27 protein-coding genes and 1 pseudogene are annotated in these 26,457 nt (G+C 71.8%); 17 read left to right on the forward strand and 11 right to left on the reverse strand.

Annotated features, from left to right (window positions below):
• Window positions 1–2 precede the first annotated feature (2 nt).
• Window positions 3–977 (forward strand): tyrosinase family protein, encoded by a 975-nt coding sequence (locus tag ACZ58V_RS40110; protein ID WP_471296225.1) that lies wholly within the window; start codon window positions 3–5, stop codon window positions 975–977.
• Between the two features lie 85 nt (window positions 978–1,062).
• Here the strand turns inward: ACZ58V_RS40110 and ACZ58V_RS40115 are convergent, their stop codons facing one another.
• Window positions 1,063–1,500 carry a hypothetical protein gene (locus tag ACZ58V_RS40115; RefSeq protein WP_471296228.1) on the reverse strand — a complete coding sequence of 146 codons (438 nt, stop codon included), beginning with the start codon at window positions 1,498–1,500 and terminating at the stop codon, window positions 1,063–1,065.
• An 89-nt stretch (window positions 1,501–1,589) separates the two neighbouring features.
• Between ACZ58V_RS40115 and ACZ58V_RS40120 the strand changes: the two genes are divergently transcribed.
• The 3 genes from ACZ58V_RS40120 (at window position 1,590) to ACZ58V_RS40130 (ending at window position 3,782) form a co-directional block, all read left to right on the forward strand.
• Complete coding sequence (locus ACZ58V_RS40120) at window positions 1,590–2,288, forward strand: helix-turn-helix transcriptional regulator (protein ID WP_471296230.1); 699 nt, start codon at window positions 1,590–1,592, stop codon at window positions 2,286–2,288.
• A gap of 62 nt (window positions 2,289–2,350) precedes the next feature.
• Window positions 2,351–2,605, forward strand: a complete 255-nt coding sequence (locus tag ACZ58V_RS40125; RefSeq protein WP_189729715.1) for an EF-hand domain-containing protein — start codon at window positions 2,351–2,353, stop codon at window positions 2,603–2,605.
• 175 nt (window positions 2,606–2,780) lie between these two features.
• On the forward strand, window positions 2,781–3,782 hold the full coding sequence (locus tag ACZ58V_RS40130) for a hypothetical protein (protein ID WP_471296232.1): 1,002 nt from the start codon (window positions 2,781–2,783) through the stop codon (window positions 3,780–3,782).
• A gap of 107 nt (window positions 3,783–3,889) precedes the next feature.
• On the opposite strand, the gene ACZ58V_RS40135 is transcribed toward ACZ58V_RS40130, so the two are convergent.
• Window positions 3,890–4,897, reverse strand: a complete 1,008-nt coding sequence (locus tag ACZ58V_RS40135; RefSeq protein ID WP_471296235.1) for a trypsin-like serine peptidase — start codon at window positions 4,895–4,897, stop codon at window positions 3,890–3,892.
• 219 nt (window positions 4,898–5,116) lie between these two features.
• Window positions 5,117–5,593: an SRPBCC family protein gene (locus ACZ58V_RS40140; protein WP_468198070.1), complete on the reverse strand. Its 477-nt coding sequence runs from the start codon at window positions 5,591–5,593 to the stop codon at window positions 5,117–5,119.
• Window positions 5,594–5,802: 209 nt separating this feature from the next.
• On the opposite strand from ACZ58V_RS40140, the pseudogene ACZ58V_RS40145 reads away from it, so the two are divergent.
• A pseudogene (locus ACZ58V_RS40145) lies at window positions 5,803–6,210 on the forward strand (hypothetical protein).
• A 47-nt stretch (window positions 6,211–6,257) separates the two neighbouring features.
• Here the strand turns inward: ACZ58V_RS40145 and ACZ58V_RS40150 are convergent.
• From ACZ58V_RS40150 to ACZ58V_RS40160, 3 genes are all read right to left on the reverse strand, one after another.
• On the reverse strand, window positions 6,258–6,548 hold the full coding sequence (locus ACZ58V_RS40150; protein ID WP_468198073.1) for a zinc-ribbon domain-containing protein: 291 nt from the start codon (window positions 6,546–6,548) through the stop codon (window positions 6,258–6,260).
• A gap of 127 nt (window positions 6,549–6,675) precedes the next feature.
• Window positions 6,676–8,316 carry a phosphoglucomutase (alpha-D-glucose-1,6-bisphosphate-dependent) gene (pgm, locus tag ACZ58V_RS40155; protein ID WP_468198075.1) on the reverse strand — a complete coding sequence of 547 codons (1,641 nt, stop codon included), beginning with the start codon at window positions 8,314–8,316 and terminating at the stop codon, window positions 6,676–6,678.
• Between the two features lie 293 nt (window positions 8,317–8,609).
• Complete coding sequence (locus tag ACZ58V_RS40160) at window positions 8,610–9,038, reverse strand: hypothetical protein (protein WP_468198078.1); 429 nt, start codon at window positions 9,036–9,038, stop codon at window positions 8,610–8,612.
• Window positions 9,039–9,177: 139 nt separating this feature from the next.
• On the opposite strand from ACZ58V_RS40160, the gene ACZ58V_RS40165 reads away from it, so the two are divergent.
• Both ACZ58V_RS40165 and ACZ58V_RS40170 read left to right on the forward strand, forming a co-directional pair.
• Window positions 9,178–9,324, forward strand: coding sequence for a hypothetical protein (locus ACZ58V_RS40165; RefSeq protein ID WP_184598895.1), 147 nt, complete (start codon window positions 9,178–9,180; stop codon window positions 9,322–9,324).
• Between the two features lie 125 nt (window positions 9,325–9,449).
• The gene (locus tag ACZ58V_RS40170; protein WP_468198080.1) at window positions 9,450–10,322 is read left to right on the forward strand and encodes an SCO4651 family lipoprotein; all 873 of its coding nucleotides are present in this window, start codon (window positions 9,450–9,452) and stop codon (window positions 10,320–10,322) included.
• A 13-nt stretch (window positions 10,323–10,335) separates the two neighbouring features.
• On the opposite strand, the gene ACZ58V_RS40175 is transcribed toward ACZ58V_RS40170, so the two are convergent.
• The gene (locus ACZ58V_RS40175; RefSeq protein WP_468198082.1) at window positions 10,336–11,286 is read right to left on the reverse strand and encodes a DUF1731 domain-containing protein; all 951 of its coding nucleotides are present in this window, start codon (window positions 11,284–11,286) and stop codon (window positions 10,336–10,338) included.
• A 116-nt stretch (window positions 11,287–11,402) separates the two neighbouring features.
• On the opposite strand from ACZ58V_RS40175, the gene ACZ58V_RS40180 reads away from it, so the two are divergent.
• Complete coding sequence (locus ACZ58V_RS40180; RefSeq protein WP_059416674.1) at window positions 11,403–11,729, forward strand: antibiotic biosynthesis monooxygenase family protein; 327 nt, start codon at window positions 11,403–11,405, stop codon at window positions 11,727–11,729.
• A gap of 67 nt (window positions 11,730–11,796) precedes the next feature.
• Here the strand turns inward: ACZ58V_RS40180 and ACZ58V_RS40185 are convergent, their stop codons facing one another.
• Window positions 11,797–13,149 (reverse strand): diacylglycerol/lipid kinase family protein, encoded by a 1,353-nt coding sequence (locus ACZ58V_RS40185; RefSeq protein WP_468198085.1) that lies wholly within the window; start codon window positions 13,147–13,149, stop codon window positions 11,797–11,799.
• Between the two features lie 325 nt (window positions 13,150–13,474).
• Between ACZ58V_RS40185 and ACZ58V_RS40190 the strand changes: the two genes are divergently transcribed.
• From ACZ58V_RS40190 to ACZ58V_RS40210, 5 genes are all read left to right on the forward strand, one after another.
• On the forward strand, window positions 13,475–13,981 hold the full coding sequence (locus tag ACZ58V_RS40190) for an SRPBCC family protein (RefSeq protein ID WP_468198087.1): 507 nt from the start codon (window positions 13,475–13,477) through the stop codon (window positions 13,979–13,981).
• The gene (locus ACZ58V_RS40195) at window positions 13,981–15,039 is read left to right on the forward strand and encodes an LLM class flavin-dependent oxidoreductase (RefSeq protein WP_468198089.1); all 1,059 of its coding nucleotides are present in this window, start codon (window positions 13,981–13,983) and stop codon (window positions 15,037–15,039) included. The genes ACZ58V_RS40190 and ACZ58V_RS40195 overlap by 1 nt, the downstream gene beginning before the upstream one ends.
• 92 nt (window positions 15,040–15,131) lie before the next feature.
• A complete protein-coding gene (locus ACZ58V_RS40200) occupies window positions 15,132–15,818 on the forward strand; it encodes a hypothetical protein (RefSeq protein WP_468198091.1) in 687 nt (228 codons plus the stop codon).
• A 146-nt stretch (window positions 15,819–15,964) separates the two neighbouring features.
• Window positions 15,965–16,351: a hypothetical protein gene (locus ACZ58V_RS40205; protein WP_471296238.1), complete on the forward strand. Its 387-nt coding sequence runs from the start codon at window positions 15,965–15,967 to the stop codon at window positions 16,349–16,351.
• A gap of 97 nt (window positions 16,352–16,448) precedes the next feature.
• Window positions 16,449–17,552: a GNAT family N-acetyltransferase gene (locus ACZ58V_RS40210; RefSeq protein ID WP_468198260.1), complete on the forward strand. Its 1,104-nt coding sequence runs from the start codon at window positions 16,449–16,451 to the stop codon at window positions 17,550–17,552.
• 141 nt (window positions 17,553–17,693) lie between these two features.
• On the opposite strand, the gene ACZ58V_RS40215 is transcribed toward ACZ58V_RS40210, so the two are convergent.
• Window positions 17,694–18,281 (reverse strand): AMIN-like domain-containing (lipo)protein, encoded by a 588-nt coding sequence (locus ACZ58V_RS40215; protein ID WP_471296240.1) that lies wholly within the window; start codon window positions 18,279–18,281, stop codon window positions 17,694–17,696.
• A 148-nt stretch (window positions 18,282–18,429) separates the two neighbouring features.
• Between ACZ58V_RS40215 and ACZ58V_RS40220 the strand changes: the two genes are divergently transcribed.
• Entirely contained in the window at window positions 18,430–21,000 is a 2,571-nt protein-coding gene (locus tag ACZ58V_RS40220; RefSeq protein WP_471296242.1) for a SpoIIE family protein phosphatase, read from the forward strand.
• Window positions 21,001–21,455: 455 nt separating this feature from the next.
• Window positions 21,456–22,118, forward strand: coding sequence for an ANTAR domain-containing protein (locus ACZ58V_RS40225; RefSeq protein WP_468198262.1), 663 nt, complete (start codon window positions 21,456–21,458; stop codon window positions 22,116–22,118).
• A 23-nt stretch (window positions 22,119–22,141) separates the two neighbouring features.
• Here the strand turns inward: ACZ58V_RS40225 and ACZ58V_RS40230 are convergent, their stop codons facing one another.
• The gene (locus tag ACZ58V_RS40230) at window positions 22,142–24,274 is read right to left on the reverse strand and encodes a SpoIIE family protein phosphatase (RefSeq protein WP_471296244.1); all 2,133 of its coding nucleotides are present in this window, start codon (window positions 24,272–24,274) and stop codon (window positions 22,142–22,144) included.
• Window positions 24,275–24,426: 152 nt separating this feature from the next.
• On the opposite strand from ACZ58V_RS40230, the gene ACZ58V_RS40235 reads away from it, so the two are divergent.
• Window positions 24,427–25,155: an ankyrin repeat domain-containing protein gene (locus ACZ58V_RS40235; RefSeq protein WP_468198101.1), complete on the forward strand. Its 729-nt coding sequence runs from the start codon at window positions 24,427–24,429 to the stop codon at window positions 25,153–25,155.
• A 7-nt stretch (window positions 25,156–25,162) separates the two neighbouring features.
• Here ACZ58V_RS40235 and ACZ58V_RS40240 read toward each other — a convergent pair whose 3' ends face one another.
• Entirely contained in the window at window positions 25,163–25,345 is a 183-nt protein-coding gene (locus tag ACZ58V_RS40240; RefSeq protein WP_468198103.1) for a hypothetical protein, read from the reverse strand.
• Between the two features lie 223 nt (window positions 25,346–25,568).
• On the opposite strand from ACZ58V_RS40240, the gene ACZ58V_RS40245 reads away from it, so the two are divergent.
• Window positions 25,569–26,381 carry a chitosanase gene (locus ACZ58V_RS40245; RefSeq protein ID WP_468198105.1) on the forward strand — a complete coding sequence of 271 codons (813 nt, stop codon included), beginning with the start codon at window positions 25,569–25,571 and terminating at the stop codon, window positions 26,379–26,381.
• The last annotated feature ends 76 nt before the right edge of the window (window positions 26,382–26,457 follow it).

Genomic DNA, 26,457 nt, shown 5'->3' on the forward strand with positions numbered 1-26,457 from the left:
ATATGGCCGTCGTACGCAGGAACATCATCACCAGCCCCGACGCCCGGGACGCCTACATCGAAGGTGTCCTGCGCCTCAAGCGGGAAGACTCGACACTCAAGACCACCGCGTTCGGTATCCCCGGACCACCCGCGCCGGTACGGACCTACGACCTGTTCGTCATCTGGCACGTCAAGGCGATGATGACTCCCGTCCCCCCGAGCGGGAACGTGAACATCCGCAACGCGGCGCACCGGGGCCCGGTATTCCTGCCGTGGCACCGGTTCATGCTGAATCTCCTGGAGGCGCACCTCCAACGAGTCCTGGACGATGCCGGCTTCGGGCTTCCGTATTGGGACTGGTCGATCGACGGCTCGCTGCCGGCCCCCGAGACGGCGCTGATCTGGAAGCCGGATTTCATGGGTGGGACGGGCGATCCGGTAGCCGACGGGCCGTTCGCCTTCAAGCCCAGCGACCCGAAGGGTTTCCGGGTCAGGCTGGAGGCTCCCCCAGGCGTCAGCCTCCGTCAGACGAACAGGGGCTTGCGCCGCAAGTTCCGGAGCGGTTCTCCGACTCTCCCGAATGCCCTGGACGTGGGGGCCGCCTTTAATACGCAGCCGGCGCCGCTCGGGGATCCGGACCTCGCCACGTACGACTTCGCTCCCTGGCTCCACAACTCGCGAGGATTCCGAGGGCGCCTCGAGGGCTTCACCGGAACGGGACTCCACAACCAGGTGCACCGGTGGATCGGTGGGGACATGGCTCCGGCCTCGTCACCGAATGATCCGGTCTTCTTCCTGCACCACGCCAACGTGGACCGGCTTTGGGAAGGCTGGATGAATCGGCACGGGCGAAACTATGTCCCTGCGATGTCGGAATCAGCGGAGCTCCTGGGCCATCGGATCGATGACCCGCTCATCTCGCCCCTGGGCGAGGGCGCCACTCCCCGGAAGACGCTCGACAACACCGCCCTGTTCACCTACGACGTGGTCCCCTGAATCAGCGCACGCCTGGTTGCCGACGAGGCAGCCGTCGAACACCCCGGTCCGAGCGGCAGCAAGGACGTCGCCAAGCCCCGTGCCCTCAGTACGATGGCCGCTTGCCGTGGTAGTGCTGGGCGAGCCGGGCCAGGGCGATAGCCCCGAGCAGAAGACCGAAGTCGCGCAGCGCGATGTCGTAGTAGCCGGGGATGGTCAGCAGGTTGACGATGATGCCGGCCAGCCATCCGGCCACCAGCCAGCCTCCGAAGCGCGGGGCGACGGCGACGGCGAGTCCCGCGACGATCTCGATGACACCGACGGCGTACATCGCCGCCTGGGCACTGCCGGGCACGACGTCGTTGATCCACGGTGCGAGGTAGGTGGGCCAGTCCACGAGCAGGTTGGCGAACTTGTCCAGACCGAACAGGATCGGCGCCACGGTGAACCCGGTACGCAGGATGACGAAGGCCTGGTAGCCGGGGGCGGTGAACCCAGCTCGCCGGGTGACGGCGGACGTGGTGGTTGTGGTGGGGGACGACATGACCGGCTCCTTCTATCGATGACTCTCATTAACGATAGAAACGGGGCGACGTTCTTTAGTCAAGGGCCATGGGTTTTACACTGGTGTTCATGGACCACCCGCAGCAAGCGCCCCGTGCCGACGTTTCCGCGGTCGCCGCACTGGAAGAGCCGACCCGGATGCGGCTGTACGGGCACGTCGTGCGCCAGCCGGAACCTGTCAGCCGCGACGAAGCCGCCGCCGCCCTCGGTCTCGCACGTCAGACCGCGGCGTTCCATCTGGACCGCCTGGCGGACGAGTCGCTCCTCGACGTCGTCTACGAACGGCGCAGTGGCCGCACCGGTCCAGGAGCGGGCAGGCCGGCCAAGCTCTACAAGCGCTCCACCAAGCAGGTCTCCGTCAGCCTGCCCGAGCGGCACTACGAGCTGGCCGGACGGCTCCTCGCCCAGGCCATGGAGGAATCCGAAGCCACGGGCGAGCCGGTCCGTACCGTCTTGCACCGCAAAGCCCACGATCTTGGCGCCCAGCTCGCCGGCCAGGGCGACACGGGCGTGTTCGACCTGCTGGAACGGTACGGATTCGAGCCCCGCCATGACGGTGACGCGATCGTGCTGGGCAACTGTCCCTTCCACGCGCTCGCCCGCGACCACACAGAGACCGTCTGCGGTATGAACCTGCGCCTGCTCCGCGGCGCCCTTGAAGGCCTCGGCACGAAGACCCTCCAGGCATGCCTGGCCCCGACTCCCGGCTACTGCTGCGTTCGCCTGGAGCCGGCTTCCTGCCCGGGGGGCAACCCGGCCGGCGCGTAGGGCGTCCTCCCTAGTGAGCGGGATGCATCTGCCCGCCCGACCTCCATACGACGGGGACAACGATGAGCGACAAGGCCCGCAAGCTGTTCGAGGCGCTCGACCTCGACCACGACGGGGTTCTCACCCGGGAAGAGGTGATCGTCGCCCTGCGCACGAACGGACCGTCCCTGGCCGCCTCGGGCGTACTGCCGTACTGGGGAGTGCAGGACGTCGACGCTTCCTCCGCGTTGTTCGACACGGCCGACCAGAACGGGGACGCGGTACTGACCCTCGATGAGTTCGCCGCGGTGGTGGACCGCCGGTTCGGCTGGAGCTGACGACCACGCTGCGCGGCACGTCGGGGACAGCACGGTAGGCCTCACAAGGTCACTCCCGCCTGCGTCGCGCCGCGCGGTTGGCGGCCAGCAGGCAGACCCAGACGAGGATCAGGCCGGCCGCCACCAGGATGCGGCCCGAGCCGTTGCCGTTGATCACTCGCCACACCAGCCCACCATGCACGAGCAGCACTTCGACCGGCGTCTCTTCCTGCGCGCCGGCGCCGCCACCGGAGCGGCTCTCACCGTCGGGACGGCCGTGGGGGCGCAGCCCGCGGCCGCGGCGCCCGGCGGATTCCCCGACTACAAGTACGTCCGCACCCTTCTGACGGCGTCCCAGCTGACGTACAACCCCACCGGCGAGATCATCTTCCCCTGCATACGGGGCGTCTACGACAAGCTGAGCTCCCCCCTCGGCCGCTACTACCTCTACTACGCGCCGCACGACGCGCCCGGCGGGATCTGCCTGGCCTACGGCGACTCGCTGGAGGGGCCGTTCACGGAGTACCCGTCGAACCCGATCGTCTCCAACCAGTGGGCAGGGCACTACTCCGTCACCCATGTCTCGTCCCTTCATGTCCTGTGGAACCAGGACGTCAAGGAGTTCTGGCTGTACTTCCACGGGGAGAACCACACGACCCGCCTCGCCCGCTCGGCCGACGGGGTCCGCTTCACGTACGACAAGGTCGTGCTGTCGAAGTCCATGCTCCCGGCCGGCACCACGGAGACGTCGTACGCCCGGGTCTTCCGCCACGACCTGCCCTCGCGCGGCGCCCGCTACGTGATGGTCTTCATGCTCAACAACACCACCAACCACCGTGACATCCACTGGGGCTGGTCCGCCGACGGCCGCACCTGGACCTACGACCAGAAGGCGCTGATCCGGCACAGCGACGTCGGTGCCGTCAACGTCGGCGGTCCGCATCTGCTGCACCGGAACAACAGCACCTACGTCGTCTACAACAAGGACAAGTCCAGCGGCGGCGACATCATGATCACCGAGGTCGGCAACGACTTCAGCAAGCGCCACCACCTCGGCGTCTTCTACAACTCGCGCGGCGCGGCGCCGGAGAACGGGCGTGCCGCGGCGCCTTCCTTCGGCACCGACGGCGGCGTTCCGTACATGATCTACGAGGCGGGAGGGCGGCTCGCGGGGGCCATCGCGGTGGCCCGGGGCTGACCCGACGCGTCGGCGAACCGTCCCCTGCGGACCGGACGGCGCACGGGAGCCGGGTCCTCCCCCGCTGTTCGGCGGAGGAGGACCCGGCTCCCGGCTGGTGCGACGGCTCAGGACGACTGGGCGCTCTGGTACAGGTTCTGCGCGTCCGCGCCGAAGTACGGGCCGTACATGGCGTTCGGCAGGAAGTTGTACTTGAAGCTGTTCACCGACGACTGCAGGCCGGTCCCGGTGGCCTCGTCGAACTGGGTGAACCACGGGCCTCCGCTGGAGCCTCCGGTCATGTTGCAGGTCAGACCGTGATCGCTGGAGAGCAGGAAGTCCCGGAAGGTGGTTCCGCTGCAGTAGATGAACTTCTCGCCGTCGTACGGAGCGGCGGCCGGGAAGCCGAAGGAGTACATGGGCTTGTTGTAGCCGGTGTTGAAGGCCAGCCCCTGGCCGCCGACGACGTCGGTCAGCTGCTTCCCGTCCAGCGGGGCCACTACGGCGGCGCCGATGTCGTAGTTGATGTCCTCACTGGCCGTCCACTGCGGCGTGGACAGGGTCTTGGACGCGGCCCAGGTGCCGTACGGGCGCTGTCCGTCGTGGTAGCCGGGCACGAACACCCAGTTGGTGTGCCAGGCTCCCTGCATCTTCACGCAGTGCCCCGCGGTGATCACGGTGCTCTTGTTGGCGCTGGTGACGGCGTTGCCGGAGCAGGAGGCGGTCCGTCCCTGGTAGGTGAAGAACACCCGCCCCGCGGTCTTGGCCACCGCTCCCCCGCCGGACCAGGGGCCGCCGCCGTGCGGGATCGCCAGGGGTCCCACGTCGGAGCCGGGTGCGCTGGGTGCCACGACGGTCGTCTTGCCCTTGCGTGGTGCGGATGCCCGTACGTCGGAGCGGTCGACGGACAGGACGTCGAGCGGGGTGGCCGCGCGCATCCGCTGCGGGGTCCAGAAGTCGAGGGCGCTTTCCTGCGCCGAGGGTGTCATGACTCCCGGGTCGGGCGCGGCGCCCGCAGGAGCGGCGGTGACACCGGTCGCCAGGAGTGCGGCGACGCCGGCGAGTGTGCCGAGGACGGTGTGGCGAACGCGGGTGGTGCCGCCGGACGAGCGAAGGCTGCGGGGTCTGCCTATCACGCGGTCTCCTTCTGCTGCGGGGGCCGGGCGGCGGGGAACCGTCCGCCCGGTCAGGCAGGGGTGTCACTGCGGGCAGTCAGAGGGCAGCGTGCCACCAGGAGGCCGATATGGACAGGTGCATGTCATAACGATGGCCGAATCATCACCTCTTCTCCGCCGCGCGGGCGAAGAAGGACCCGGCCTCCACGGTGGAGGCCGGGTCCGGGCGGAGGGTGAATGTCAGAGGGCGGGGCCGGTGCCGCCGGGCTGGATGCGTCCGCGCCAAGCGCCGGACTCGGCTCCGCGCTCCTCGATGTACTGCTTGAAGCGCTTCATGTCGCCCTTGACCCGACGGTCGATCGTGCCCGTCATGTCCGCCGCCTTCTCCGCGGCTCCGCTGGGCTCGATGTCCATCACCAGCTCGACCCTGGTATGGGTGTCGTCGACACGCTCGAAGCGGACAGAGCCCCTCTGATTGACGTCGCCGCTGGTCGTGCGCCACGTGACGCGCTCGTCGGCCAGCTGGTCGACGATCTCGGTGTCGAACTCGCGCCGCACTCCGCTGATCTTGGTGGTCCAGTGGTTGTGGCGGTCGTCCAGTTGCCTGACCTCCTCGACGCCCTCCATGAACTTCGGGAACTCCTCGAACTGCGTCCACTGGTTGTAGGCGGTGTGGACGGGAACGTCGACTTCCACGGTTTCCTTGATGGTGCTCATCTCTGTATGCCTCCGTTCTCGCTGGTCGACTGCGGGAGGCCCATCGGCCCGCATCACCGGTCCGGGCCCGCGGCGGACGGGTACCCGAGATCTTCCGGTTGCCACACGGATCAGCGCCGGCCCGGAAGGGAACGGAACCGGCCCGGCCGTCGATCGAACGTGAGTACGATCCCGGCGTGCGCCTTCCCCGCTCCGCCCCGGGCTGGACCATGGCCGTCTTCGGCATGCTCGCCGCCGCCCTCGGGGCGGTGGGTCTGGTCTCGCCGGCCGCGCAGTTGTCGCTGCTCGGTCTCGCCGCTCCGGGTGAGCGCGCCGCCGGGGACCTCACGCCCGCGTTCATGACGGCGTCGTCCAAGGCGGCGCTCAACATGGGCGTGTACTACGTGCTGGCGGCACTGGCCGACTGGCGGGCCTTCTTCCGGTGAACCGTGCCGTTCCGGCTGCTCACGTGCACGGTCTTCACCGTCGCCGCGCTGGGTGGGAGGGCGCCGGGTGTCTTCGTCGGTGTGGGCCTGTAGGAGGGAGCGGGCGCGGTCGCGACGGCTTTGGCGCTGCGCCATGAGCGGCGGCGCCGGGCACAGGAGGGTACGGCGGCCCGCGGGCGACCGGTGAGCTGATCGCCGTAGGCGGTACCGGATGCGCCCACCGGCCGGGATGCGGGTCCCTAGAAGCGGTGTTGCTGCTGCTCCGGCTGCCCGTACGGCTGACCGCCCTGGCCGCCCGCGCTCTGGGTCTGCAGCTGCTCCGCCTGCTCCTTGGTCACCTTCTGTTCCGCGCCGCAGAAGGTGCACTGCGTCAGGTACTTCGTCGAGATCGGGAACAGCGGCACGAAGAACAGCGTGAACTTCGTGACGCGCTTCCTGAGCGTGTGCGCGGCGGGATTGCCGCACTGCCCGCAGACCAGCGTCAGTATCGCCAGCTGGTAGAGGTACCCCTTGGTGCCAAAGATGATCACGTGACGGTCCTTCCCGGATCGGATCTGCACCCAGTGTCCTGTATCGCGGTCCGCCAGGACGAGCCGGCAGCCCGAACGGCCCGGGTCACGACGACGTGGCCCGGGCCGTGTGCGGTCCCGCCGGCGCTCAGCCCTTCAGCGCGGCCAGCACCACGCTCTTGGCCTCCTCCTGGACCCGGCCGAGGTGGTCGGGGCCGAGGAAGGACTCGGCGTAGATCTTGTAGACGTCCTCGGTGCCCGAGGGGCGGGCCGCGAACCAGGCGTTGTCCGTGGTCACCTTGATGCCGCCGATGGGGGCGCCGTTGCCCGGGGCCTCGGTGAGGACGGCGGTGACCGCGTCTCCGGCCAGGGTGTCCGCGCTGACCTGGGCCGGGGAGAGTTTGCCGAGGAGGGCCTTCTCCTCGCGGGACGCCGGCGCGTCGATGCGGGCGTAGGCGGGCTCGCCGAAGCGGGCGGCCAGCGTGGCGTAGTGCTCCGACGGGGTCCTGCCGGTGACCGCCGTGATCTCGGAGGCGAGCAGCGCCAGGATGATGCCGTCCTTGTCGGTGGTCCACACGGAGCCGTCCCGGCGCAGGAAGGAGGCCCCGGCCGACTCCTCCCCGCCGAAGCCGATGGTGCCGCCGGCCAGTCCGTCCACGAACCACTTGAACCCGACGGGCACCTCGACCAGTTCGCGGCCCAGGTCGGCGGCGACACGGTCGATCATGGCGGAGGACACCAGGGTCTTGCCGATGCCGGTGGCGGCCGGCCAGCGGTCGCGGTGGGCGAACAGGTAGGAGATGGCGACGGCCAGGTAGTGGTTGGGGTTCATCAGGCCCGCGTCCGGGGTGACGATGCCGTGCCGGTCGGCGTCGGCGTCGTTGCCGGTGGAGATCTGGAAGCGGTCGCGCTGCTCGATGAGCGAGGCCATCGCGTACGGCGACGAGCAGTCCATGCGGATCTTGCCGTCCCAGTCCAGCGTCATGAACCGCCAGGTGGGGTCGGTGTGCGGGTTGACCACGGTGAGGTCGATGCCGTGCTGTTCGGCGATGCGGCCCCAGTAGGCGACGGACGCCCCGCCCAGCGGGTCCGCCCCGATCCGCACCCCGGCCGCCCGGATCGCGTCCAGGTCGAGCACGCCGGGCAGGTCTGCGACATAGGTGCCCAGGAAGTCGTAGCGGCCGGTGGTGGGGGCGGCGAGGGCCCGGGCGTAGGGGACGCGCCGTACGCCCTTCAGGCCGCCCCGGATGATCTCGTTGGCCCGGTCCTGGATCCAGGAGGTGGCGTCGGAGGCGGCGGGGCCGCCGCTGGGCGGGTTGTACTTGAACCCTCCGTCGGCGGGCGGGTTGTGGGAGGGCGTGACCACGACACCGTCCGCGAGCCCCGTGGTGCGGCCGCGGTTGTGGGCGAGGATGGCGTGCGAGACGGCCGGGGTCGGCGTGTAGCCGTCCGCGTCGTCGATCAGCACCGTCACCTCGTTGGCGGCGAACACCTCCAGGGCTGTGACGCGCGCGGGCTCCGACAGGGCGTGGGTGTCGGCGCCCAGGAAGAGGGGGCCGTCGATGCCCTGGCCGGCTCGGTACTCGCAGATGGCCTGGCTGGTGGCGGCGATGTGGTCGTCGTTGAACGCGCTCGCCAGGGACGATCCGCGGTGTCCGGACGTCCCGAACGTGACGCGCTGCCCCGGGTCGTCCAGGTCGGGGTGGAGCGCGTAGTACGCGGTCACCAGCCGGGCCACATCGACGAGATCCTCGAAACCGGCCGGATTGCCCGCTCGCTCGTGCTGCATGGGCCCGCTCCTCCGCATGGGTTGATCCTTCGCTTGCGGTCTCATCCTTCCTCGTCACGGCGGTGCCGCGCGAGGGGGACACCACTACGAGGGCCGGATGTGCGCCAAGCCACGAGAAGCAGGCACCTCGGACGGCGGGAGGTGCCATGGAGCACGCGGAGGCGGTGCCTTCGGGTGCCGAGGCGCGGCGGAGACCACAAGGAGGCGGCGCCGCGGACCACCGGGACGTCCGGTGATGCGCGCCGCGCCGCCTGCCCTCCTCGTGGCCGTCACGTCGAACGCCCTTGCCGTGGTCAGATCCGTCCGCCGGTGAACCGGGTGACGGGGCCGTGCGCGCCGCGTTCCGCGCGGCGTCCCACCGCGTACGACGCGGCGCTCAGGGCGGTCAGGCCGGCTCCGACGCCCGCGGCGACGAGCTTGCGGTGGGCGATGACCGTCCAGGCCGTCTTGGCCGTGGCCGCGACATGGCCCGAGGCCGTGACGACCGCCTGGCGGCCGGCCTCGACGCCCTTGGCCGCGGTCTGCATGGCCGCCGTCGTGGCCTCGGCGGAGCGCTCGGCGCCGGCCTTGACCGCTGACCCCGCGTCATCGGCCTTGGCCGCCGCACGCTTCGCGGCCTGGGACGTCGGCGCGGTCGCCTTGTCCGCCGCGCTGCGCGCCTTGGACTCCGTCGTCCGGATGGTGGTCGGCTTCTGATTCGTGCGCTTGTTCTGTTCAGTCATGGACACCGACTTGCCTCTGACTCCGTCGGCAAACACGTTCGGTCGCGCACCATCCGGCCGGGTGAGGGCTGAGCACCTCGTCGAAGGGGTAGGCGGGCTACAGACAACAAGCACGTCAGAACACGACCGAAGGTGCCTCATGGCCAACATCCTGGATCGCATCAAGCAGTTCGCCCGGAGCCCGCAGGGGCGGCGGGCCGTCGAGCAGGCCCGGCGGGCCGCGGCCGACCCCCGCAAGCGGGCCCAGGCCCAGCGCCTGCTGGGCAAGCTCCGCGGCCGCCACTGACCGGAGACGGGCGCCCGCACCGGCCGCATCACGATCATCCCGGAAACCAACTCCTCGTGCGGGCACGTGTGTTCATGCCCGGTATGGGCACTTGGGTCGCACCACACCTGAGAGGAGCTGGTTCGATGAGCAGGGCAGGGAACGGCAGGAAGGTCTGTGTCTTAGGCGTCGCCGGTGTCTTGGCGGGAACGGTGCTGACCGGCTGCGGCGACGACGGCGGCACGGGCGACGGTGCGAGGGGTTCCTCCGGCAAGGGCGGCACACAGGAGCAGGGCACCCAGGCGGTGCGCTCGGCCTACGACAGGACGGCCGAGGAGGACACCGCCCGGGTGAAGCTGCAGGTGCGGACCTCGGCCCAGAGCGACTCGGCGACCGCGAACGGACAGGGCGCCGTGGACCTGGACGACGGCGACAGCGTCATGACGGTCACGGTGCAGGGGCAGCGGATCGAGCAGCGCGTGGTCGATCAGGTGCTGTACCAGAAGATGCCCAAGGGGCAGGCGCCGGGCAAGAAGCCCTGGATCAAGATCGACCTGGGGAAGGTCGCCGGGCGGCAGGGCGGCGGCGACCAGTCCATGAGCGACCCGGCGCAGTCCGCCGCGTACGCCAAAGGGATCACCGACAAGGACGTGACCAAGAAGGGCACGGCCACCATCGACGGGGTCGAGACCACGCGCTACCGCGTCTCCGTCGACGTCGCCAAGCTGCCCAACGGCGACACCTTGCGGCAGCAGGTCGGTCCGACCCTGCCGATGGACGTGTGGCTCGACGAACAGGGCCGTATGCGGCGCCAGCAGTTCGACATGACCCTTCAGGCCGCGCCGACGTCGACGGAACGCTCCTCCACCGACGCCTCGTCCTCGCCGCAGAAGGTCAAGGTGCGCACCCTCATGGAGTTCACCGACTTCGGAACCGAGGTGGAGGCGGACGCACCCCCGGCCGGACAGGTCACCGACATGACCGGACAGGCCCTCGAGCAGGGCAAGGGGCAGAGCTGACGTCGGCTCACCCTCACTGATCGCCCCGGCCGCGCAGCCGCCGCACGAGGTCGTCCGCGGCCTCCGGCCAGCCGGGGTGGTCGAAACCGAAGCCCGCTTCGAGCAACCGGCCGGGGACGACGCGTCGGCTCTTCAGCAGCAGTTCGGTGTCCGAACGCAGCACGAAGGCGCCGGCCTCGGCCATCCAGCGCGTCGCGGGCAGACCCACCGGCATCCCCCAGGCGGTACGCAGGACACGCATGAAGGCGCGCTGCGGCAAGGGTGCGGGAGCGGCGAGATTGACCGGGCCCGCGATGTCGTCCCGGGCGACGAGGAACTCCACCGCCCGGACGAAGTCCTGGTCGTGGATCCAGGACACGTACTGTGCGCCGCCGGCGACCGGGCCGCCGAGGCCGAGCCGGGCGAGTCGCAGCAGGACGTCGAAGACACCGCCGCGGTCCGGGCTCATCACCATGGCGGCGCGCAGGGCCACCTTCCTGGTGTCCGGCGTGTCGGCCGCCTCCTGCTCCCGCTCCCAGGCCTTGGCGATGCCGACGCTGTAGGCCCAGTAGCCGGGGGTGCCGGGTTCGGCGCCGCCGATCACGCCGGTGGCCTCGTCGTTGGGCGCGTCGAAGCGGTGGGCGTAGACGGTCGCGGTGCTCATCTGGAGCCAGACCCGGGGCGGCCGGGCGGCTTTGGCGATGGCCTCGCCCACGACCCGGGCGGAGTCGACCCGCGAGTCCATCATGTCGCGGAGGTTGGCCGGGGTGTAGCGGCAGCTGACGCTCCGGCCGGCCAGGTTGACGACGACGTCACTGCCGTCGATCTCCTCCGTCCACGGTCCCGGGGTCGCACCGTCCCAGTGCACTTCGCCCGGGCGTGCGGGGCGCCTGCTCAGCACCACGACGTCATGTCCGGCGGCGCTCAGCGCGCGCTTGAGGACCGTGCCGACCTGTCCGGTCCCGCCGGGTATCACGATCTTCATGAAGGTCTCCCCCTCGACGTATGGGATCGACCCTAGCCGATATTTGAACGCGTTCAAAACATCCGGGGGTGCAGGCCCCGGGTCGGCGCGGACGTGCCATCGGGCAAGATGGGGCCATGAGCGTAGTCAAGATCAATGTGCTGACCGTGCCCGCCGAGCAGCGGGAGACGCTGGAGAAGCGGTTCGCCTCCCGCGCGCACACCGTGGAGAGCTCCGACGGGTTCGAGTGGTTCGAGCTCCTCCGCCCGGTGGAGGGCACCGACACCTACCTCGTCTACACGCGGTGGCGTGACGAGGCGTCGTTCCAGGCCTGGATGGAGGGGCCGATGAAGGCCGCGCACCAGGGCGGCGGCGAGGGCGGCGAGCGGCCCAAGCCCGCCGCGAGCGACTCCACCCTGTGGTCCTTCGAGGTCGTGCAGCAGGCGGGGCCGAAGGGCGCGTAGCCCGCTCGAGCACACGCGCGAGGTCCCCCATGCCGCTTCAGGCATGGGGGACCTCGCACATACAGGCTCAGGGGCGCCGGGAACGCGTGGGCGCGGCGGTACGGCCGACCGCGGCCGCCAGTTTGCGGAGCCGGCGCCAGTCCAGGCGCGGCGGCGCCTCGGGGACTCCGGGGCGGTTGCGGGGCACCCGGACTCGCAGGGCCCGGCGTGCGATGCGGCAGTGGACGGGGGCGGGCAGGGTGAGCGCCTCGCCGTCGAGGCCGACTTCGAGATGCGGTTCGTCGGCGTCGACGACGACGTGCTGGGCGGTGAGGACGGTGAGGCCCTCCGGGCGCGGGGACAGCAGGAGTTCGGCCGCTTCCACGGCGCTGTCCACGCGGACGGCGAGCACGCCCAGCTTCCCGGAGTTGAGCCGCTCGCGCCGGCCGAAGCCGAACGGGTCGTCCATGCGGTAGGCGTTGTTGCTGACCAGGACGGCCTGCGGGTCGGCGATGGTGGTGCCGTCGGCGCTGGCCGTCAGACGCGGGCCGCTCTGCCGGGTGAGCAGCTCGGGCAGCCGCTCCAGCGCGGCGCCCACCTTGTCGTCGCGATAGCCGGGGCTCTGGACGACGGCCCCGTAGACGCCGAACGACGCGTTGTTGACGAAGGGGCGGTCGTCGGCGAAGCCGAGGTCGACACGGAGTTCGACCCCGTCCGTGAGGGCGTCGAGGCAGGTGGACGGGTCGTCCCGGTCCAGGCCCAGGTCCATGGCGAAGTGGTTGCGCGTGCCGGCCGAGATGACGAGGAACGGGAGGCCGTGTTCCGCCGCGACGGCGGCGACCATCGCCTGCGTACCGTCGCCGCCCGCGACGCCCAGGAGGTCGGCTCCGTCGGCCACGGCGGCCTTGGCCAGGGCAGTGACGTCCTGGTGGTGGTCCGGGTCGAGCAGGACGACCTGGGCGCCCAGCTCCTCGGCCTTCTCCTTCAGGGAGAACTTCTCGACCTTGCCGCCGCCGGAACGCGGGTTGAGCAGGAGGAAGGGGCGCTGCGGCGGCGGTGTGCGGTACTCCTTGACCCGTACCGGCCGCAGGCCCGTGCTGCGCAGGGCGTAGCGGCCGCTCCAGACCGCGAGACACCACAGCAGCAGCGAGGCGAAGACCACCCAGAGCAGATTCGCGGCCGCGAAGAGGACGATGACGCCGACGGGGGCGACGACGGCCAGCACGGCCGCCGCCATGCGTGCCGCTCCGCGGCGGGACAGGACCCACCAGAGCGCCGCCGCGGTCAGGGCGAGTCCCACCAGGCCGGCCAGAAGCAGCAGCAGTCCTTTCAGGCCGCCGGAGACGAGAGGCAGCAACGCCGCCAGCGCGACCGCGGCCAGCGCTCCTCTGGCCGCCCATCTCTGCCGGCGGTGATCCCGCTCGCCCATCGCCGATCCCATCTCGTTCCTCCGCTCGAAGGCCGGCTCGGGCGCACCCTCGCGACCGCGCCCGGCCGTGCATCATGGTGCCCGCCGACGGATCGGCTCGGCCACTGCCACCCCTGATGGCTCCCCACCGGCGGGCACGTCAGACGTGAAGATCCCCCGGGGTGCAGCCACCGGTAGCGTACGCGGCCCTGCGAGCGTGGTTCCGCGCACTGGGGCACGCCTGCGCCCACCTTCACGGCCCGTTAAAGGCATGGACACACGCGCCCTCTTGACCTGGTTAGTCTAATTACGCAACTCTGCTGCCCACAGTCCCTGTCGACGAGGAGGCCGGCACGCGATGGAGTGGACGGGCGCGCGGTACGCGGACGAACCGACGGTCGAGGTGATGACGTGGATCGCCGCCCCGCCGGGGAGGGTGTGGGCGCTGGTGTCGGATGTGACGCGGATGCCGGACCTGAGCGAGGAGTTGCAGTGGGCGGGGTGGGTCGACGGAGCCGCCGGGCCGGCCGTCGGGGCGCGCTTCACCGGCCGGAGCAGGCACGAGTCGCTCGGTGAGTGGGAGACGACCTCCACGGTCGTCGCATGCGACCCGGAGCGGGTGTTCGCCTGGGCGGTCGGGGATCCGGGCGAGCCCAGTGCCGTCTGGCGGTTCGGGCTGCAACCCAGGGACGGCGGGACCGAGCTGTCGCAGTGGATGCGGATGGGGCCGGGGCGCTCCGGCCTCTCCTTCGCGATCGACGCCATGCCGGAGAAGGAGCAGAAGATCGTGTTCGTGAGACTGCGGGAGTTCGAACGAGGCATGACCGCCACGCTGGAGCACATCAGGCAGCGGGCGGAGGCGTGATGCGCACGGCGACGACCGTCGAGGCTGCGTCCCTGGGTTCCTGGTCCCGGCAGGCCGACTTCGTCGTCGAGGCGGAGAAACTGGGGCTCGACGTCTGCTGGGTGGCCGAGGCGTGGGGGTCGGACGCCCCGTCCGCCCTGGGCTTCTACGCGGCCCGTACGGAGCGGATGCTGCTGGGCTCCGCGGTCATGCAGGTCGGGACGCGCACGCCGGTGGCCCTCGCCCAGGCGGCGATCACCCTGTCCAACCTGTCCGGCGGGCGCTTTCTGCTGGGTCTGGGCCCGTCCGGACCGCAGGTGATGGAGGGCCTGCACGGCGTGCCGTTCGCCCGTCCGCTGGCCCGGACGCGCGAGACGGTGGAGATCGTGCGGCAGGTGGTCGCGGGCGGCAAGATCTCCCATTCGGGCTCCGAGTTCAGGATTCCGCTGCCCGGCGGGGAGGCGGTGCCGATGCGCCTGTCGATGCGGGCCGAGCACCCCGTCCCCGTCTACCTGGCCGCCCTGTCGCCCGCCATGCTGCGGCTGACCGGCCAGGTCGCGGACGGCTGGCTCGGCACCAGCTTCGTACCGGAGGGCGCGGCGGACGCATACTTCGCCCCGCTGGACGAGGGGCTGGCCGCCGCCGGCCGCGGACGCGCCGGGTTCGACGTCTGCCAGGGAGCCGAGGTCGCGTTCGCGCGGGACGAGGAGGCGCTCGGCGCCATGATCGCGGGCCGGAGGAAGGAACTCGCCTTCAGCCTGGGCGGCATGGGTTCCGCGTCGACCAACTTCTACAACCGGGCCTACGGCCGTCAGGGCTGGGCGGAGGTCGCGGCGGAGGTACGGGAGCGCTGGCAGGCGGGCGACCGGGACGGCGCGGCGGGTCTCGTCACCGACGAGATGGTGCTGGCCACCACGCTCATCGGCACCGAGGAGATGGTGCGGCGACGGCTGCGGGTCTGGCGGGACGCCGGTGTGGACACGGTCCGTCTCTATCCGGCCGGGGAGACCCTGGACGACCGGCTCGACACCCTCGGCCGGGCGATCGAGTTGGTCCGCGAGACCGGCACCGGAGCCTGAACCCGGCCTGTCCGCCGGGCACACCGGCGGACAGGTAGGCTCCCGTGCTGATCATCGGCCGACACGAACATCAGGGGGGCTCCGTGCGGGCCATGGCTACCGTGACGACGACCGCGCTCGCGTGCCTGCTGGCGGGCGCCGCCCTGGCCGGGTGCGGCTCCGGCGGCACCGGCGACGACAGATCCGCCGGCGATCTCCTCGACGAGGCCAACGCGACGATGCGAAAGCTGGACTCTGTCACTGTCGACATCACCAACCGCACGACGAGCGGTACCGTCACCAGCCATCTCGAGACCGACCTGGACAGCCGGTGCAGGTCGAAGACCGAGATGACCGGAGGCGCCGCCCTGGAGCAGATCCGTCTGGGCGAGACCGACTACGTCCGGCCGAACCGGGCCTACCTGCAGAAGTGGAAGAAGATCCCGGGTGTCACCGGCGAGCAGAAGCTGTGGGTGAAGACGCCCGTGGACCCGGCCGGTTCGGGCGACGGCCTCACCTCGTGCGAACGGCCCTTCGACTCGTTCGGTACGGCGAAGAAGGGCGGCTCCACCCGGGTCGGGGGCACGAAGGCCGTCGAGCTGATCGTGACCGACAAGGCGGACAAGGAAGGGACGTACACCTTCTACGTGGCCGACGAGGGCGAGCCCTACCTGCTCAAGACGGTCTACAAGAACGGTGCACAGCACACCACCACCGCGTTCAGCGCCTTCGACGAGCCCCTCGGCATCCGGGCGCCGAAGGCGGGCGAGGTGCTGAGCCTGCCCGGCGGCAGCAACTGACCCGGTCCGGCAAGCAGGACGGCAGCGCTTTCCGTTGGATTTCGTCAGCAACTGGCCGAGCGGGGCGAATCGGCCCACAAGGGCTTGACGGGGGCGAGTTGCGCTCGGCCTACTGGTAGGCGCAGCCGGCCGTGTCGGGGGGTCTGATGGTGCGGCGACGATGGACGGCGGCGGTGGGCCTGGTGGCCTGCCTGCTGTTGCTGCATCTCGTCGTCCCGGGGCTCGCGCAGGGCGAGCGCGCGGCGGGAGCCGTGGTCACGGCGGCCGTGGAGGTGCGGGCCACCGGCGCGGCTTCGACGCCTGACGCCGAAGGAGCCGGGGAGCCCTGTCCGTGCGAGGAGGAGCCCTCGCTCCGGCACCTGGCGGCACGAACACCGCGGGCCGCGGGTGCGGCCGGGGCGAGCGCGGTGGCGACCGGGGCGCCCGCGGTGGACCGGGGCGGCACGGACATCCGGACGGCGGAGACGAGCCGGTGTGCGGGGGCGGCCGGATCCGCCCCGAACGCCGTCGAGCTCCAGACGTTCCGCTGCTGAGTGACGGCAGTACCGACAAAGGCCTGCGCCGTGCGGCCTGCGTACTGCCTGGTGCCGATTCGCGGTGATGTGCAGGCCTTCGTGTGTCCCCATGCCGATGACACAGGAGGCAGAGTTGCCCGGAAAGCGCGTTCTCGTTCTGAGGCCGGACGAACTGGGCCCGAACGACCAGAAGATGTGGCGGGAGATCCGGACGGAGTCCGCGGCCCCCGCGAATCCCTTTCTCGACCCGGCGTTCACCACCGTGGTGGGCCAGGTCAGGCCGGGAGCCCGAGTGGCGGTGCTGCTCGACGACGACTCCCCGGTCGGGTTCTTCCCCTACGAGAGGGGGCCCTTGGGCCAGGGCCGGGCCATCGGGCTCGGCGTGTCCGACAGCCAGGGGGCCGTGTTACGGCCCGGGATCCGGCTCGACGCCCGCGGGTTGCTGCGCTCCTGCGCGCTGTCGTCCTGGGAGTTCGACAACCTGGAGGCCGGCCAGGAACTGTTCGTGCCGCACGCCGCCGAGGAGCTCGCCTCCCCGGTCGTCGACATCGGCGAGGGGTTCGAGCGGTACAGGGAGCGGCTGCGGGCGAAGTCGCCGGGCTTCCTGAGACAGACCCTGGCCAAGGAGCGCAAGCTGGCCCGGCAGGTCGGCGAGGTGCGGTTCGTGTACGACGCCCGGGACCCGGAGGCTCTGCGGGCGCTGATGGACTGGAAGTCGGCGCAGTACCGGCGGACCGGCCGGCGCGACCGGTTCGCGCAGGAGTGGATCACCCGGCTGGTGACGCTGCTCGGGGAGAGCGAGGAACCGGAGTGCCGTGGCGTGCTGTCCGTGCTCTACGCCGCGGACCGGCCCGTGGCCGCGCACTTCGGTCTGCGCTCGCGCACGGTGCTGTCCTGGTGGTTCCCGGCGTACGACCGCGCCTGTGCCAAGTACTCCCCCGGCCTCGTGCTGCAGCTCAGGATGCTGGAGGCCGCGGCGGCCGACGGTGTGGAGACGGTCGACCTGGGGAGCGGCCCCGCCCGCTACAAGGAGTCGCTCAAGACCCGTGACCTGCGGGTGTACGAAGGGGCGGTGGTACGGCCCGTGCCGGGCGGAGCCGTCCACTGGCTGGGCCGGGAGCCCGCCCGGGCCGCCCGCCGCTTCGTACGCAACCGGCCCCGTCTGGCCGGCGCCGCGGCACGGACCCTGGCGGAACTGGGGCGCGTGCGCGGCGGGTGAGAGCGGCCCCGCCGGGTAGGCGGGGCTCTGACGGGCGCGGACCGGGCGGACGTATCACCGTTGAGGTGCTTGCCCTGTCGCAGCCCCGCGGATCATCTGGACCCGCGCACCCGGCTCCGGAGAACCGGGCGCGCCGTGCCGTCACCTCGCGGCGGTCCAGCTGTGGGCGACGTCCACGATGACGCGGTCGTCCAGCTGCAGCACCCGGAAGGGCAGACGGGCGCGGAGGCCGAGTCCGATCTGGGTCTCCCCTTCGAAGCTGCCGGCGAAGCGGGTGTCCCGGAAGGTGCGGTAGCCGGTGAGGTCCACACCCGGCAGCGGGCGCGCCACCCGGCCGGGATAGGTGGCTGCGCCGGTCTCCGGGTCGTAGGCGGGCGCGGCCACCCGCACCTCGAGGACGGCTCCGCCGGTCACGGGAATGTGGCGGCCCGATCCGTCCTGGTGGAGCCGGTCGACATAGCGGACGGAGTAGCCGACGTCGCCGCCCGCGCCGGGCAGGTCGATGACCATCCGGTCGAAGCAGGCGTGACGGCCGGTCCTGATGTCCTTCACCGGCGCGATCGTGGCGCTGGTGTCGGTCTTGGCGAGACTCCCCCAGCCGGTGGGGCACGCCGCGGCCTGGGTCGCCTGCCGGGTGGCGACCGGAGCCGCGCCGGCCGGGACCGCGGCCACGCCCACCGTGGCGCCCACGAGTGCGAGAGTCGCGCATGCAGTTCGGATTCGTACCATTTTCGCCCCCGAGGCCTATGTGTTGCTGATATCAGGTGAGACGGCCGTGACGACCGAAAGGTTGCACTTGCCGCGCCGGAGTGCAGACCATGCCACATCCTGATGGGAGCGATTGGTGTCCGGTGCGTCCGTACCGGGAGGACCCGAGATGGATGAGGCAGCCGCCGTACCGGACGGGCCGCGGGCACCCGGCGGCCCGGGCCGGGGCGGGGGTGACGGCCGGGTCCGGACCGGGGACACCGGCCGGATCGAGGATGCCCTCACCGCTCCGCTGATCGCGGCCGTACGGGACCTCGGGGGGTACGGCGGGCTTGTCTACCTGCGCTCCCGGGACCGGCGCTCGCTGGTGCTGGCCCTGGTGACCGGAGTGCCCCGGTCGCTGCTCAGGGCGTGGTGGCGGGTGCCCATGAGCGGCGCCCTGCCCATGGCTGAGGCCTACCGGCGCGACGAGCCCCTGTGGCTGCCGGACGAGCGCGTCGCCATGGTGCGCTTTCCGCACTTCACCGCCGGGCTGCCGTACTCCTTCGGCTCCGCCCACCAGCCCGTCCGGGCCGGCGGGGAGGCCGTGGGCGTGCTGGTCGTGCTGCGCTCGGCCGCCCGGTCGCCGATGGACCTCGAGGCGGTGGAGTTCGCGCTGCGCCCCGCCGAGCGGGACATGGAGGAGCGCCTCGGCCGTCTCGCCGCCGACCGGTCCGGCTCGGGTTCCGGCGCGTACCGGGTCGAGTACGACGACGAACCCGTCAGCGTGCGGCTGCCCACGGCCGCCGTACGCCCCGTGCGGGTCGGGCTTCTCGACTGGGACCTGGACAGCGACCGGTGCACTCCGGACGACGAGGCCCTCGCGCTCCTCGGCATCGCCGGGGCGGACTTCGACGGCACCATGGCGGCCGTCGAGGCCCGCGTCAGCCCGGAGGACCTGCACGAGCTACGGGCGAGCCGGCAGGACGCGCTGACGCACGGCCGGGTCAGATCCCGTCACCTCCGGATCCGGGACGAGTCCGTCGGCGGCGGGGAGATCAGCTACCGGCCCGTCGAACTGTGGGGCCATCTCGTACGCGACGGCACCGGCTCCGACCGGATCCTGGTGGGCGCCCTCGTCGACGCGGCCGGCGGGCTCAGCGCGGCCGAGGCCGCCGAGCGGCTGCCCGACGGGCTGTTCTCCCTGGACCAGGACGGCCGTGTGACGTACGGCAACCGCCGTTGCGAGGAACTGCTCGGCGCCGGCCGGGAAGAGCTCCTCGGCCGCTACCCGTGGGAGGTGATCACCTGGCTCCGGGATCCCGCGTACGAGGACCGCTACCGGGCGGCGATGCTGTCGCAGGAACAGGTGTCCTTCCTCGTGCGGCATCCCGCCGGGAACTGGCTGAGCTTCGTGCTGTACCCGGATGTGCACGGGCTGACCGGCCGGGTCCATCCGACCGTCCCGCCCACCGGAGGCGAGGCGGCGCGCGAGGCCGGGTCGTCCGCCGGTCCCGTGCCGGGCGCCGCGGCCGTGCCGCCGCCCGGGCCGGTCGCGGCGGCACGGGCCGGGGCGCTGTACCACGTGGTGCAGATGGCGAGCGTGCTCACCGAGGCGGTCACCGTGCAGGACGTGTGCCGGGCCGTGTCCGAGCAGTTGCTGCCCGCGTTCGGCGCGCGGGAACTCGCCCTGTACACCGTCCGCGAGGGCCGGATGTACCTGCAGTGGGAGTCGGGCTACCCGGAGGGCTTCCTCACCCAGTTCGAGGGGGTCGCCCTCGACACGCGACTGCCCGGCGTCCACGCGCTGACCACGCGGCTGCCGCTCTTCTTCGAGTCGCCCGAGGACCTCTCGATCGCCTACCCGGGCATCGCCCTGGACCGGATGCACGCCTGGTCGTTTCTGCCGCTGATCGCCTCCGGTCATCCCGTCGGCTCCTGCATCCTCGGCTGGGACGCCCCGCACCGGTTCACCGCCGACGAGCGCTCCGCCCTCACCGCGCTGAGCGGGCTGGCCGCCCAGGCCATGGAGCGGGCACGGCTCTACGACTCGGAGTCCGCCGTCGCGCGCGGCCTCCAGGAGGGGCTCCTGCCGCACCGGCTGCCCGCTGTCGAGGGGCTGCGCACGGCCGGCCGCTATCTGCCCGGCACGCAGGGCATGGCCATCGGCGGCGACTGGTACGACGTGATCACGATGGGGCGTGGCGTGGCCCTGGTGATCGGGGACGTCGAGGGCCACAGTGTCGGCGCCGCCGCGGTGATGGGCCAGCTGCGCAGTGCCGTGCACGCCTTCGCCGCGAGCGAGCGGCCGCCGCAGGAGGTCATCACCCATACCAACCGGCTGCTGGCCGAGCTGGAGTCGGACGTCTTCGCCACCTGCTGCTACATCGAACTCGACCCGCTCACCGGGCGCGCGCTCGCCGTGCGGGCCGGCCATCCCCCGCCGCTGCTGCGCCACCCCGACGGCCACGCGGAGCCGCTGGACCTGATGGGCGGGGTCATGCTGGGTGTGCAGCCCGACTCGGTCTATCCCGTCACCGCGCTCACGCTGGCCCCCGGCAGCGTCCTCGCCCTGTACACCGACGGGCTCGTGGAACAGCCCGGCAGCGACATCGAGTCGGGCATCGAGGAGGTCCGCCGCGCTCTGGCCGACACCCCGGCGGACTCGGTGGAGCTTCTCGCCGACCGCCTGGTGAGAACGGCCCGGCGCGCCCCCGAGCGACCGGACGACGTGGCCCTGCTCCTGACGGCGTACCGCTGACGGGCCGGGCTGCCGGGGTATGGCCACGGCTGCGTCGACCGACTCCACCGCATCCGGGCCCGCCGGACTCCGGCATCGCCGCCGTACGGGCCCGGCGGATTCCGGCACATCCCGGGACCGGTGAGCGCCGGAGCGTCCGGCCCGACTGCCGCCGGCACATCCAGACCGGTGAACACCACCACACCCAGCCCGACCGACACCGGCACACCCAAGCCCGGCGGGTGCGGTTGCCCCGGCCTTTCGTCGGTCCGGTCGCCCAAGTCCTCGCCAGGTCCTGCCACCTCGTCTCGGGCCGGTCAACGCCGCCTCGGACTCTCGTCGGTCCCGCCGCCTCGGCATCGCTCGCCCGTCGCGGCACCGGGCCGAACGGACGGGCGCCGCGGCCCGGAGTACGGTGGTCGGGACCGGTGAGCGAGGCGGTGGTGGCGGTGGAGTGGCAGCGGTACGCCGAGCAGATGGCGCAGCTCGCCCGGGATCTGGTGGCCCAGGATTCGGTGCAGGCGACGCTGGACGAGATCGCCGCGTCGGCGGTGAAGCTCGTCGAGGGCTGTGACGCGGCGGGGATCCTGACGGTGTCCAAGGGCCGGGCCGTGACGCTGTCCGCGTGCGGCGACATGGTCGAGGAGTCCGACCGGCTGCAGGGAGAGCTGGGCGAGGGACCGTGCTTCGACGCCGCCCGTCGTGTGGACGGCGAGCGGCTGTTCCGTATCGCCGACATGACCACGCCGCAGCCGTCCTGGCCGCGGTTCTCCCAGGCGGCCCGCGATCTGGGGATCGGCAGCATGACCGGCGTGCTGCTGTACACCGAGCAGGAGAACTTCGGCGCGCTGAACCTCTACTCGCGCCGCCCGGGGGCCTTCGGCAAGGACATCGAGGCCGCGGGCTGGCTGCTCGCCTCCCATGCCGCCGTGGCTCTGGCCACCGCCCGTACCGTCGACCAGCTGGAGCACGCCCTGGACACCCGGCATGCCGTGGGAGAGGCCATGGGGATCCTCATGGAACGGCACGGGCTGAGCGAGGACGAGGCCTTCGGCGTGCTGCGGCGTATCTCGCAGAACCACAACATCAAGCTGCGCGATGTCGCCCGGCACGTCCGCACGGAGCCCGACCGGGCCTGACCTGAGCGCCTCGGGCAGCGGCCTCAGGCCCGGTTACCGCCGGGGCGGTACGCGCGCAGCAGGAGCACCGCGATGTCGTCGGCGTGCTGTCCGGTGGGTGTCGTGTGGCGGACGAGCCGGTCGATGAGCCGTTCCAGGTCGTGGCCGTCGGCGGCGTCCAGCTGCCCGGCGAGGTCGGACGTGGTCCGGGTGGCGTCCGTGCCGGGGAGCTCGACCAGTCCGTCGGTGTAGAGGGCGAGGGTGGTGCCGGGGAGCAGGGGCGCGGTGGTGACCGGGTAGTGGCCGCCGGTGTCGATGCCCAGCAGCGGGCCGGGCTCGACGTCGAGGACTGACGCGGGGCGGCTGATGTGACGCAGCAGCGGCGGCACGTGTCCCGCGCTGGCGAAGGCCACCTGGTGGCGGGCCAGGTCGAGATGGGCGTAGAGGCAGGAGACGAGCAGTTCGGAGTCGAGGTCGGCCAGGAGCCGGTTGGTGCGAACGAGGACCTGGTCGGGTGCGGCGCCCGCGGTGGCGTGGGCGTGGATGGCGGTGCGCACCTGGCCCATGAGAGCGGCGGCGGCGATGCTGTGGCCCTCCACGTCGCCGATGACGGCGGCCGCGGTCGTCTCGTCGAGGCGCAGCAGGTCGAAGAAGTCACCGCCGACCTCGATGCCGTGGCCGGCGGGCAGATAGCGGGCGGCGACGTCGAGGCCGGACAGATTCGGCAGGGCCCTCGGCAGCAGGGCGCGCTGCAGTTCGTGGACGAGACGGTGCTTGGTGTCGTAGAGCCGGGCGCGGTCGAGGGCCTGGGCGATCAGACCGGACAGGGAGGTCAGGACGGCGCGTTCGTCGGCGGTGAAGGTGTGCGGGTGGTCGTAGGACAGGATGCAGCAGCCCACCGGCCGGCCGGAGATGATCAGCGGCAGGAAGGCCCAGGCCTGTTTGCCGCTGACCTGGGGGGCGCCGGGGTAGTTGGCGGCCAGCTCGGCCGGGTCGGCGAAGAAGGCGGGCGTGCCGCTGGCGAGGACCTGGCCGGCCGGGGTGAGGTCGGTGTCCAGCGACAGGGCGTCGAGCCGTTCCATGACGTCGGCCGTGTAGCCGTGGTAGCCGGTGATCTTCAGACGTCCGGCCTCGGCGACGGACAGCACGAGGCCCTGGGCGCCGAAGGCGGGCAGGATCTGGTGGGCGCTCAGCGCCACGAGGTCGCGCACGGTCACCGCCTCGGCGAGCGCGGCGGCCAGGTGCACCAGTTGGTAGAGGCGTCCCGTCGGTGCCGCCGCGGGGCTGCGCGCGGCGGCGGGCGGTGACGGGGCCTCGGTCCGCTCTCCGCTCGGGGCGACACGGACGCTGATGCCGCTGGTGTCCGGGTAGAGCTGGAAGGTGAGCCACAGGTCGGGCGGGCGGCGCGCGGTGAACGACACGGGTGTGCGGCTGACGACCGCCGTGCGGTAGTGGTCCTCGTAGCCGGGGTCGTCCAGCCAGGGCAGGGACTGCCAGGGCCGGGTGCCGAGCAGCCGGTCGGCGCGGCGGCCGAGCAGGCGGGCCGCGGTGGCGGTGGCGAAGGTGACGCGGCCCTCCAGGTCGAGGGCCAGGGCGCCTTCGGGGAGGCGTTCGAGGTAGTCCGCGGCGGCCAGGCCGGTCTGCACGGGGTGGTGTGCGGCGTCGACGGGGACGACGCGCGGCTGGTCGGGCAGGGCGGGCGGCCCTGCGGCGTCGTCCAGCAGGCGGGCCATCCGGCGGGCGCTGGAGGTGATGTGGCCGCGTTCGCGTGGCGAGATGGTGCGCGGCCGCACGGCGGGCCACATCAGCACGATGCCGCCCCAGCGGCGCCGTACGCCGGTCAGCGGGACGGCGGTCAGGGCGAACGGGTAGGGCAGGACCGCGGCGGCCCGGGGGTAGCGGCGGGCCATCTCCTCCTGGCTCTCGATACTCACCAGCGCGTCCTCGTGGATCGCGTCGGCGACCGGGACCGGTGCGGTCAGGGGCAGCCGCTGCCAGGGGGCGCTGAAAGCGATCGGCAGGCCGCACAGCGCGACCAGGCGCAGCACGGGCTCCGTCTCCTCGATCAGGTACAGGCCGCCGATCGAGGCTCCGGTTCCGCGCACGGTGTCGGCCAGCGCCGCCCCCAGGGCGTCCAGCGACCCGGCACCCCCGGGCGGCTCGTTGCTCGCGGACATGCTGTCCTCCCGCTCTTACCCGGACGCTACGCCTCGCGGGGACTGTGGGCATGTCGTCGGGCGCGGCGGTGAGTGCTCTGGGCACGGAGCGTGGTGTGCGGGGGCATCGTCGTACAGAATCGGAGGCCCTGGACGGCGATCGGGAGGCCGGCTTGCAGACGCTGACATCACAGGACCCGCTGGCCGTCGCCGTCACCGCAGCGATCCGGGCCGGCGACCTGCCGGGGCTCCGGCAGTTGCTCGCCGACCATCCCGGTCTGGCCACGGCACGCGTCACCGAGCACGGCGAGGACGGCAAGGGCACGCGCAGTCTGCTGCACATCGCGACCGACTGGCCCGGCCACTTCCCCCACGGTCCCGAGGTGGTCGCCGCCCTGGTCGCCGCGGGGGCCGATCCCGACGCCCGCTTCGGCGGTGCGCACGCGGAGACGCCTCTGCACTGGGCCGCCAGCAGCGACGACGTGGCCGTCCTGGACGCGCTCATCGCCGCCGGGGCCGACATCGAGGCCCCCGGGGCGGTGATCGGCGGCGGCACTCCGCTCGCCGACGCCCGCGGGTTCGGCCAGTGGCGCGCCGCGCGCCGGCTCGTGGAGCACGGCGCCCGCACCACACTGCAGGACGCCGCCACGCTCGGCCTGCTCGACCGGGTGCGGGACTGCGTCGAGGCCGGGGAGCCCCCTTCGCCCGACGAGATCACCAGCGCCTTCTGGGGCGCCTGCCACGGCGGGCATCTGGCCACCGCGCGGTATCTCCACGGGCACGGCGCCGACGCCGACTGGTGCGGCTACGACGACATGACACCGCTCGACATCGCCCGCGCCCATGACGCCGACGACGTCGTGCGGTGGCTGCGCGACCTGGGCGCGAAAAGCCGCTCGTAGGGTCGCGTCACAGGCAGTAGCGCACGAGCCACTCGTCCTGGTTGTAGGCGGTGCGCGCGGGGTCGGGGGCGCCCGCTGCTCGTTCCTCGACCATGTCCTCCACGCGCACCGGCTCCGGCAGTGTGCCGAAGCGGGCCCGGCGTGCCGCTGCCTCCGGCTCGCTCCCCTGCTGCGACGTCGCGTCGTCCACCGCGATTCCCCTCTCTCGCCGGCCTCGGAGACCGATCGGCCTCTCTGCGCAATGAGTTGACGTACGGGGCGGGCTCTTGGTTCCCGTGGCGGTACTCAGCCGGCTCGTTCGACGTTACGAACTTCGACTCTGCCGGTTCCCGGGACAGGGGGAAAGTGGTAGGAAACCTTCCTGTCAGTTCTGCACGGCCAGCTCTCCCACCCCCACTCTGCCTGGAGGCCCCGTGAGACACCCGACCCCGCGCCGCACCGCTCTGGCGTTGTTCGGCGCCGCCCTCGCCGCCGCCCCGTTCCTGAAGCCGCCTAACGCCACGGCCTCCGTCCGTGCGATCGGGCTCGACGACCCGGCGAAGAAGGAGATCGCCATGCAGCTCGTGTCGAGCGCGGAGAACTCCTCGCTCGACTGGAAGGCGCAGTACCAGTACATCGAGGACATCCGCGACGGCCGCGGCTACACCGCCGGCATCATCGGGTTCTGCTCCGGCACCGGCGACATGCTCGACCTCGTCGAGCTCTACACCGACCGCAAGCCCGGCAACGTCCTCGCGAAGTACCTGCCGGCACTGCGCGACGTCGACGGTTCCGACTCGCACGACGGGCTCGACCCGGGCTTCCCCGGCGACTGGCGCCGGGCGGCCCGTGACGCCACGTTCCGGCGGGCGCAGGACGACGAGCGCGACCGGGTGTACTTCGGCCCGGCGGTCCGGCAGGGCAAGGCGGACGGGCTGCGGGTGCTGGGCCAGTTCGCGTACTACGACGCCATCGTCATGCATGGCGACGGCACCGACCCGCTGAGCTTCCGCAACATCCGGGGGCGTGCGCTGCGCACGGCGAACCCGCCGGCGGAGGGCGGTGACGAGGTGACGTACCTCGACGCCTTCCTGGACGCGCGGGTGTGGGCCATGAGGCAGGAGGAGGCACACAGCGACACGAGCCGGGTCGACACGGCGCAACGCGTCTTCCTGCGCAAGCGGAACCTCGACCTCGACCCGCCACTGGACTGGAAGGTCTACGGCGACAGCTACCACATCGGCTGACCCTCGGGCGGCGGCCCGGGGCGGATTGGTCCACCGATCCGGCACGAGAGTGGACCTCGAACCGGGCCGCCGCGCT

It is taken from the genome of Streptomyces sp. NPDC040589, from assembly GCF_055594445.1.